General features: G+C 72.7%; 7 protein-coding genes. 4 read left to right on the top strand and 3 right to left on the bottom strand.

Going from position 1 to position 9,247, the window contains the following annotated elements:
- The first annotated feature begins 58 nt into the window (after positions 1–58).
- Positions 59–1,270 (top strand): MBL fold metallo-hydrolase, encoded by a 1,212-nt coding sequence (locus C6N75_RS06765; RefSeq protein ID WP_407703201.1) that lies wholly within the window; start codon positions 59–61, stop codon positions 1,268–1,270.
- Between the two features lie 205 nt (positions 1,271–1,475).
- Here C6N75_RS06765 and C6N75_RS06760 read toward each other — a convergent pair whose 3' ends face one another.
- Positions 1,476–3,071, bottom strand: coding sequence for a glycoside hydrolase family 13 protein (locus tag C6N75_RS06760; protein ID WP_105867930.1), 1,596 nt, complete (start codon positions 3,069–3,071; stop codon positions 1,476–1,478).
- Positions 3,072–3,419: 348 nt separating this feature from the next.
- Here C6N75_RS06760 and C6N75_RS06755 point away from each other — a divergent pair, with 348 nt between their 5' ends.
- The gene (locus tag C6N75_RS06755; RefSeq protein WP_258177267.1) at positions 3,420–4,847 is read left to right on the top strand and encodes an MFS transporter; all 1,428 of its coding nucleotides are present in this window, start codon (positions 3,420–3,422) and stop codon (positions 4,845–4,847) included.
- 162 nt (positions 4,848–5,009) lie between these two features.
- On the opposite strand, the gene C6N75_RS06750 is transcribed toward C6N75_RS06755, so the two are convergent.
- Positions 5,010–5,306 (bottom strand): hypothetical protein, encoded by a 297-nt coding sequence (locus C6N75_RS06750; RefSeq protein WP_105867928.1) that lies wholly within the window; start codon positions 5,304–5,306, stop codon positions 5,010–5,012.
- A 406-nt stretch (positions 5,307–5,712) separates the two neighbouring features.
- Positions 5,713–7,620: a sensor histidine kinase gene (locus tag C6N75_RS06745; RefSeq protein ID WP_181160372.1), complete on the bottom strand. Its 1,908-nt coding sequence runs from the start codon at positions 7,618–7,620 to the stop codon at positions 5,713–5,715.
- 448 nt (positions 7,621–8,068) lie between these two features.
- Here C6N75_RS06745 and C6N75_RS06740 point away from each other — a divergent pair, with 448 nt between their 5' ends.
- Entirely contained in the window at positions 8,069–8,569 is a 501-nt protein-coding gene (locus tag C6N75_RS06740) for a nuclear transport factor 2 family protein (protein ID WP_146132500.1), read from the top strand.
- A 183-nt stretch (positions 8,570–8,752) separates the two neighbouring features.
- The gene (locus C6N75_RS06735) at positions 8,753–9,190 is read left to right on the top strand and encodes a cupin domain-containing protein (protein WP_105867925.1); all 438 of its coding nucleotides are present in this window, start codon (positions 8,753–8,755) and stop codon (positions 9,188–9,190) included.
- Positions 9,191–9,247 lie beyond the last annotated feature (57 nt).

Here is a 9,247-nt window from a genome sequence, read left to right as displayed (position 1 = left end):
CCCCCCGTCCGTCCCACCCGCCTCCCATAATGGAAGGCCCCTCACCCGTGGAGGTCCCGTGACCGGCTCGCTTCCCCGCCCGGAGTGCCCGATCCCGCTGCGCGCCCGCCTGCGCGCGAAGCGGCCCGCCTCCTTCGGCGCGGACGCCGGCGGCGAGCGGTGGGAGCGGATCCTCGCCTCGCCGAACTTCGCCGACGGCGTCTTCCAGAACCCGCTGGGCGCCCGGCACCGCCCCACCGGCTCGGCCCTCACCTTCGCCCGCACCTACTTCGACAAGGAGTCGAAGGCACGCCGGGCCCCGGTCGGTTCCATCCCGGTGCACCCCACCACGCTCGCCGACCTCGCCCGGCCCGCCGCCGGCGGGCTGCGCGCCACCTGGCTGGGGCACTCCAGCGTGCTGGTGGAGATCGACGGGCGGCGGGTGCTGTTCGACCCGGTCTGGGGCGAGCGCTGCTCCCCCTTCCCCTTCGCCGGGCCGCGCCGGCTGCACCCCGTCCCGCTGCCGCTGGCCGCGCTCGGCCCGGTCGACGCCGTCGTCATCTCGCACGACCACTACGACCACCTCGACCTGCCGACCATCCGCGCCCTGGCCGGCGTGGACACCCTCTTCGCGGTGCCGCTGGGCGTCGGCGCGCACCTGGAGCACTGGGGCGTGCCCGCCGCCCGGCTGCGCGAACTGGACTGGCAGGAGTCCACCGAGATCGGCGGCCTCACCCTGACGGCCACCCCGGCCCGCCACTTCTGCGGCCGCGGCCTGCGCAACCAGCAGCACACCCTGTGGGCCTCCTGGGTGGTCGCCGGCCCCGAGCACCGGGTGTTCCACAGCGGCGACACCGGCTACTTCGAGGGCTTCCGCGACATCGGCGCCGCCCACGGGCCGTTCGACCTCACCATGATCCAGCTCGGCGCCTACAGCGAGTTCTGGCCCGACATCCACATGACCCCCGCCGAGGCCCTGCGCACCCACCTGGACCTCCAGGGCGGCGCGCCGGGCGGTGTGCTGCTGCCGATCCACTGGGGCACCTTCAACCTCGCCCCGCACCCGTGGGCCGAGCCGGCCGAGTGGACCCGCGACGCCGCGGCCGAGGCCGGCCAGCCGGTCGCCTTCCCCCGCCCGGGCCAGCCCTTCGAACCGGCGGGCGAGCTGCCCGTGCAGCCGTGGTGGCGGGCGGTCTCGCGGCCGATCGCCCGCCCGTGGCGGAACGGACGGGAGGCGCGCCCGGCGCCCCACGAGGACGAGCCGGTCGCCGGCGGCGCGGCGGCCGGCTGACCGGCGTCGGCGACCGGCGCGCGACCCCCTGAGACGGCAACTGCCGCGAGCGGGGGCCCGGACGGGCGGCCGCCCTGTCCGCCGGTGTCGGTGGCGGCGTCCAGGGTGCGGCGCACGTCTGCGTCATCGACGGGGGCGGCGGATGGTCCCGTGCACCTGATTTCCGAGGCCCCGAGTCCACGGAAACGGCAAGCGGCGATCGTGGCTAGGGCGCCTCGTCCGCCAGCCACCAGGCCGCGGTCGAGCCGGGGAGCGTCCCGGCCGGGCAGGGGCCGCTGGCGAGGAGGGGCGCGCCGCCGGCCGGCGCGAGGGCGGGGAACGCACCGAAGTTGACGGCGCAGATCAGCCCGTCGCCGCGGACGAAGGCGAGGACGTCCGGCGGGGTGTCCAGCCACCGCAGCGTTCCCTCACCCAACTGGGGCAGTGTCGAGCGCAGTTGAAGTCCCTCGCGGTAGAGGTGCCAGAAGGAGCGGGTGTCGCCGAGGGCGCGATCGGTGGCGTACGCGGCGAAGTAGTCGGGTTGGGGCAGCCAGGGTTTGACGCCTTCGACGCCCTTGGTGAAGCCGAACGGCGACGCCTGACCGGACCACGGCAGCGGTACCCGGCAGCCGTCACGGATGCGGGCGCGGCTGCCGGTCCGGTGGAAGATCGGGTCAGTGAGGACGTCGTCGGGCAGGTCGACGACCTCGGGCAGGCCCAGTTCCTCGCCCTGGTAGATGTAGGCGGCTCCGGGCAGGGCCAGCATCAGCAGCGCCGCGGCACGGGCGCGGGCGGCGCCGAGCCCGCTGCCCTCGGCCGGTTCGCCGTAGCGGGTGACGGTGCGTACCTGGTCGTGGTTGTTGAGGACCCAGGTGACGGTGGAGCCGGTGCCGGCGATGTCCTGCATGGCCTCGGAGATGACCTTGCGGAACGCGCCGGCCTGCCAGGGTGCGCCGAGCAGGTCGAAGAAGAACGCCTGGTGCAGTTCGTCCGCGCGGACGTAGCGAGCGTGCTCCCGGGCGGTGGGGACGGAGACCTCGCCCACGAGGAGGCGTTCCCGGCCGTCCCGTCGACGGTACTCCTCGCACACCGCGCGCCAGTGCCGCCACACGTCGTGTACCTCGGGCTGGTTCCAGGCGAGGGGGTTGACGGAGTCGCGGGTGCGGGCGTCGGCCTCCGGGTCGTCCGAGTCGGGCAGCTCGGGATGCTTGTAGAGGCCGGCGGCGACGTCGATGCGGAAGCCGTCCACGCCCCGGTCCAGCCAGAAGCGGAGCACCTGGTCGAACTCGGCGGCGATCTCGGGCGTGCGCCAGTTCCAGTCGGGCTGGTCCGGTGTGAACATGTGCAGGTACCACTGGCCCGGCCGGTCGTCCGGCTCGGAGACCCGGGTCCAGGCCGGGCCGCCGAACATGGAGTGCCAGTTGTTGGGCGGCTCCGAGCCGTCCGGGCCGCGGCCGTCGGCGAAGTGGAAGCGGGCGCGGGCCGGGCTGCCGGGCGCGGCGGCGAGGGCCTCGCGGAACCAGGGGTGCTCGCTGGAGCAGTGGTTGGGCACGATGTCGAGAAGGACCCGGATGCCGATGCGGCGGGCGGCGGACATCAGCAGGTCGAACTCGGCGAGGTCGCCGTAGACGGCGTCGACGCCGCGGTAGTCGGCGACGTCGTAGCCGTGGTCCCGCTGCGGCGACGGGTAGAACGGGCTCAGCCAGATGCCGTCGACGCCCAGCTTCTTGAGGTACGGCAGTCCGGCCCTGACCCCGGCGAGGTCGCCGACCCCGTCGCCCGTGCTGTCCAGGAAGCTTCGGACATAGACCTGGTAGACCACCGCGTCACGCCACCAACTGCGGGCGGAACCGGGCGCGGGGCGGGGAACGGATTCGCCGGCGGAGCGGCCGTCGGTTGCTCGGGGATCAGAAAGAATTTTGCAGTCCTGTGGTGTCGTGCGTGCGTCCGGGCATTCCCGGCTGGCAGCAGCATGCGTTCCCACGCATTAACCACACCACATCGGAAAACTGCGCGGCTGCTTACTCGCCAGGAATGCGGCACCGACTGGACTTTGTGCGTCGAGGGGGATGTAGTGTGCGCTCTGCATCGGTCCGCAGAGTCGCTGCGATGCCTCAGCGAGCTGGGAAGAGTTCTTGTGAAACGTGATTCTGGGTACACCGCGTCCGAAGTGGAAAACGAGAAGATCAGCAGTGATCTTCCTGTCAGACTGGACCGGCTGCCCTGGTCCCGCTGGCATTGGCTGGTGGTCGTCGGGCTCGGAACCGTATGGATTCTGGACGGGCTCGAGGTGACGCTCACCGGCGCCATGGCGACCAGCCTCTCCCAGGCCGGGAGCGGACTGGACATCACCACCGCCGAAGTGACCGGGGCGGCGGCGGCCCTCTACATCACCGGCGCGTGCTCAGGGGCCGTCCTCTTCGGCTTCCTGACGTCGAAGTACGGCCGCAGGCGGCTGTTCACCGTCACTCTCGTCATCTACATGTGCGCCGCCGCCGCGACTGCCGTGTCCACGCACGCTTGGTGGTTCTTCGTCTTCCGGTTCGTCACCGGGGTGGCCATCGGCGGCGAATACGTGGCGGTGAACTCCTGCATAGACGAACTCATGCCGTCCGCCCACCGGGGGCGGATCGGCCTCGCCGTCAACAGCACCTTCTGGCTCGGCGCGCTGGGCGGCGCCCTGCTCACCCCCGTGCTGCTCGATCCGCAGCTCTTCGCCCCCCATCTCGGCTGGCGACTGGCGTTCGCACTCGGCGCGGTCCTGGGACTGGCCGTCCTGTGGGTCAGGCGGCACGTCCCCGAATCCCCGCGCTGGCTGCTCTCGCGCAACCGGGTGGACGAAGCGAAACGCATCGTCGAATCCATCGAGGCGCGGGTCCAGAACGGGACCCGAGGCCGTCATCGGGAACTTCCGGCCGTCACCCACGCCGTCACCGTGCACCGCAACAACGGCAGCCGGCCGCTCGGCACCACCCTGGCGCTGTTCCGGGACTATCCGAGCCGCGCCGTCCTGTGCCTCGCTCTCTTCATCGGTCAGAGCTTCCTCTACAACTCCGTCACCTTCGGGTTCGGCGCCATCCTCTACTCCTTCTACGACGTCCCCGGAGGCCAGGTCGGCTATTTCCTTGCCGCGATGTGCCTGGGAAACCTGACAGGCCCCGTCTTCCTCGGGGGGCTGTTCGACTCCGTCGGGCGCCGCGCCATGATCACCGCCACCTACCTGCTCAGCGGCGTGGCGCTCCTCCTGACGGCGGCGTTGTTCGCGAACGGCCTGCTGAACGCCCTGACGCTCACCGTCTGCTGGTGCGTCGTCCTGTTCTTCGCGTCGGCTGGGGCCGCCAGCGCCTATGTGACGGCGAGCGAGATATTCCCGAGCTGGGCACGCTCCACCGCGATCGCGGTCTTCTACTCGGCCGGGACCCTGGTGGGCGGCGTCAGCGGACCCCTGGTCTTCGCGAGCCTGACGGCGAGCGGGGTCGTGGCGGACGCGGTGCTGGCCTTCGCTATCGGAGCCGCCCTGATGATCGTGGCCGGCGTGGTCGCCGCCTTCTGCGCCGTGAGCGCCGAGCGCCGGGGACTGGAAGAGGTGGCGCCGTGACCACCTGAGACCGGCCCCCTCGGAAAGGGACGGCGAGGCCGCCGGCACGGCCCGAGCCCCCCGCCGTCCGAAGGGGACGGCGGGGGGCTGAGCGGTGCGGTTGCGAGGTACGCCCAGCCGCGGACGGTGCGTCCGCGTGAGCGGTCGGAGGCGGCCCCGGGCTCAGTGAGCCGGCGGCAGCAGCGGACGGAGCCGCCCCCAGCGGGCGGTCTCGCAGCCGTTGGTGCGGTCGAAGCGGGCGTCGACGCGTCGGCCCTTCCAGCGTCCGGCGACCGTCGCCGTGGCGGGCCGGTCGTACTCCGCCGAGCACAGGGCGTCGGCGGGGACGGGGGCGAAGAGGTCGATTCCCGGGGCGGTCCGTCCTTCCAGCCGGTCGCAGAAGGCGTTGCCCCGACCGCCCGACTTCCTCCGGGAGGGACAGGTGACGTCCCACGTGCCGTTGACGGGAGGGTCCTTCACCGTGACGGTGAGACGCGTCGACCCGCCGTCCGACGGGGCCGCGACGGCAGCCGCCGGCCACCGCCACCGAAGCCGGCAGGGCGCAGACGGCCCCGGCCGCGGACCGCGCGTACCGGGAACGCGAATGCATGGCGAGCCTTTCGGAAGGAGATTCCGGCCTTTTTCGCAGCGGAGGGCGAGGCGCGGATTTCCGGACTCTGGAACGAAGCGCCTGACGGGTTGTGCGGGAAAAGTGCCTTTCGGTGAGAGCAGGCCGCACCGCCATTCCGGCCGTGCGGCCCGCTCGAATATCACTGTGAGTCCTCGGCTTCAAAGCGGGACAAAGGCCGGCCCTCGGACGTGAATGCCGACCGACCAGCTCTTCCGTGTGGCCGGATCGTGCTTACGGGGACGTGGTCGGGGGCGTTTACCCGGGCTGCTCCGGCGCGGGCGGGGTGTGCGGCGGGCGCGGCCGCCCCGTCCACTCGGCCGGCGCCGCCGGCGGCTCCACGAGGAGTCCCGGCGGCAGGATGACGGCGGCCACGGTGCCGGCCGGCGCGCCGGACCGCAGCCGCACGTCGACGCCGTGCCGGCGGGCGAGGACGCCGACCACGTGCAGGCCCATGGTCCTGGCGGCGTCGGCCGACGAGGTCCGCGATCCGCGCAGCAGCATGGTGGCCCGGTGCAGTTCGGCGCCCGTGATGCCGATGCCCTGGTCGCGGATCTCCAGCAGCAGCCGGCCGTCGGGCAGACGGGTGCCGCACACGTCGACCTCGGTGGCGGGGCTGGAGAAGGAAACGGCGTTGTCGAGGAGTTCCGAGACGAGGTGGACCACGTCGTGGGCGGCGAAGCCGGCCAGCTCCACCTCCGGCACAGGCCCGTAGGCGACACGCTCGTAACCCTCGATGGCGCAGGCGGCTGCCCGCAGCACCGAGACGAGGTCCATGTCCCCGGTCCGGCGGGGGCAGGCGTCGGCGCCCGCGATCACCAGCAGGTTCTCGCTGTTGCGCCGAATGCGGACCGCCAGGTGGTCCACGCGGAACAGCCGCGCCAGCTTGGCGGGGTCCAGCTCCTCCGACTCCAGGTCGCTGATCAGGGTGAGCTGCCGTTCCACCAGATTGGTGTTGCGCCACGACAGGCTGCGGAAGGCGCTGTTGACCTCCTCGCGCAGCCGGGCCTGCTCCCGACCCAGCCTGACCGCCTCCAGGTAGACGTGGTTGAACGCCCGGGCGACCTCGCCCAGTTCCTCGCGGGAGCGCACGCTGAGCACTCCGCTCTCCAACTCGGCAGGCAGGGGGGTGCCGTTCGAGAGATGCCGGGTGACCACGGGCAGACGCTGCTCCGCCACCTCGCTGGCCGAAGCACTCAGGCGCTTGAGCCCGCGCACCAGGCCGCGCGAGCTGAGATGGGCGATCAGCATGGCCGCCAGGAGGATGCCGGCCGCGACCAGGCAGTCGGTCACCACCGTGTGCCGGGCCCGCACCCGCTGTTCCTCGGCGGCCCGCACGACATGGCGCTCGACGTCGTCCTGGAGGCGGGTCAGGTCCTCGCCGACCTTCGTCATCGCCTCGTACCAGCCCTTCGGCAGCCCGGCGACCAGGGAGCGCCCGTCGTCGGCGCGCTCGACCGCGGAGGCCGCCGCCGCGATGCGGCGGGAGGCCGCCGAGCCGGCGATCCGATCGAAGCGAGCGGTCTCGCTCCGGTCCGCGAAGTAGGTGAACTCGCGTCCCGTGGTGTCCCGGACGAGCTGTGCGGCCAGGTAGTTCCCGCGGCTGCCGGCGCTCATGTCCTTCTTCGCCACGGCGAGCGAGAGGTTCGCCCGCTGCCCCTGGAGCATGGCGGTGTCCAGGGCGAGGTTGTACAGCGTCCAGCCGGACGACTGGAGGTCGCCCTCGGCGCTGCCGACCTGGTTGTGGACGCCGGCGACGGTGAGGATGACCGCCCCGTAGCCCGACTGCACCGTGCTCGGCGGAGCGCCGTCGTCATGTGCCCGGCGCAGCTCGCGCAGGCGCTTCAGGGCCGCCACGACCGCGCTCCGGTGCCGCCGCATGCCCGCCGCGGCGGGGAGGCCGTCCAGCTTCCCGGAGAACACCGCCGCGTCCCGGTCGGTGCGGCGCCGCGCCCCGGCGGTGGCCGCCGCGGAGTGGCGGGCGCGCGGATCGACGGCGCGGTCGCGCTCGTCGGCCAGGGCCCGGATGAGGGCGGAGCCCGAGCGGGCCGTGGCCGCTATGTCGCGCAGGTCGCGAGAGGTGTCTGCGGCGTCGACGGCGTCGCTGATGCGCAGGCCGGCGAGGACCAGCGCGGCCAGGAGCGGCACGCTCAGCACGATCGCCATCCGTGTGGGGACGTGCAGACCGCGCCCGGGCAGGGCGGCCAGACGGGACGTGACCGGTCGTAGGCGGGACCGGAGCGCCGCCGCCCGCCTCCGGTCGGTTCTCCGGCCTCTGCGGGCCCGGTCGGATCCTTGTGGTCGCGGGTGAGCACGCACCGGGGACATCCGTTCGTTCGGGTGGGGAGCGGGCCCCCCGCCGGGGCGGGGCACCGCTGCGGTCCGCCGCAACGTAGGTCGGCCCGGGTTAACGGCTCCCTGGCTGCGGACTGCGCCGCCCCTGCGATCTGCCTGGTGCGGCGGGGGCCGCGGGCCGGGTGCTGCCCGGGGAGCCCGGAGCCGGAACGGGGCGCAAGATCCAGCGCCGCTCCAGGGCTCGCTTAATGACGGTTCGTCAGACTCGGCCGGGTGTCGGGATGACGACACGTCACGAAGGAGCACCAGGAGGTTCGTCGTGGTCAGTGGTGTGATGGGGAAGGTCGCCGGAATCGTCGTGTCGACGGTGGCGCTGCTCGCCGTCGTCGTGCACGGCAGCGCGGTCGCGCAGCCGCACGAAGGGCAGGCGGCGGTCGGGCGCGCGGGGTCCACCGCCGCCGGGACCACGGCGGTCTGGCAGCGGCACATCGGCGCCTGGGGCCGGCAGGATCTGGACGCCATCATGAGCGACTACACCGAAGACGCGGTACTGGTCCTGAACAACCAGGTATACGAGGGGCGCGCCGCCATCCGGCCGGTGTTCGAGCGACTCTTCGACATCTTCGGCCAGGGCGACAACCGGATCGACGAACCGGTGATCCGAGCCGGCCTGGTCCACATCACCTGGCACTTCACCCCGCACGGCAGCCCGGCGCCCGTCTTCGGCACCGACACCTTCGTGGTGAAGGGCGACGCGATCGCGGTGCAGACGATCGCTTCTCCGCTGTACGAGCGGTATCCCGTCCGCGCGGCCGCATGACCGGGACGGCCGGAGAAGGCGGGCCGAGATTTATCGTCCCGTGAGTTCCCAGGCAGGGTGCGCGGCGTTTCATGACCGGGCGGCTCGAGAAACTCCCGGGCGGCACTCACCACATCCAGGGATCTCGCCGGCCGCGACCCTTCTCGGCAGCAGGTGGGAACCGTGAAGAGGGGAACGGCCGACATGAAGAAGGCTGTACGCGTGGCCGTGGTCGCGGCTTTCGCGGCGGTGTCGACGCTGACCGGCATCACGATGGCGGCAGCGACCGCGCCTGGCGCCGGCGTGAGCGGAAAGACCGTCTACCAATGGACCGCAGGCGGAAAGGATCACATCCTGCGCCAGATCACCATTCCACCGGGGCAGAGCACCGGCTGGCATTTCCACGACGGCACCCTGCGGGGCGCCGTCGTCAAGGGCACGCTGAGCCATTTCGACTCCCGGTGCGCACCGGACGGGACCTATCGGGCGGGTCAGCCGCTGACCGAACCCGCCGGCGCCGGGAACGTGCACATCGGGCGCAATCTCGGCACCGGGCCCGTGGTGATGGAGATCCTCTACGTGCTGCCGCACGGCGCGCCGCTGTCGGAGGACGCGCCCGACCCCGGGTGCGCCTTCCGGTAGCCGGCGGGGAAGCGGCGAGGGCCCGGCGGTCCCGGCTGCCGGGCCCTCGCCGGGGCG

The sequence above is a fragment of the Streptomyces solincola genome (assembly GCF_002982015.1).
GTDB classification, from domain to species: domain Bacteria; phylum Actinomycetota; class Actinomycetes; order Streptomycetales; family Streptomycetaceae; genus Streptomyces; species Streptomyces solincola.
The sequence above is the reverse complement of the archived record's forward strand: the minus strand, read 5'-3'. Positions and strand labels throughout refer to the sequence as shown.

Excerpts from the sequence above, each read along its gene's own strand:
- C6N75_RS06745 (WP_181160372.1), bottom strand. The coding sequence starts at position 7,620 with ATGGCGATCGTGCTGAGCGTGCCGCTCCTGGCCGCGCTGGTCCTCGCC.
- C6N75_RS06735 (WP_105867925.1), top strand. The coding sequence starts at position 8,753 with ATGAAGAAGGCTGTACGCGTGGCCGTGGTCGCGGCTTTCGCGGCGGTG.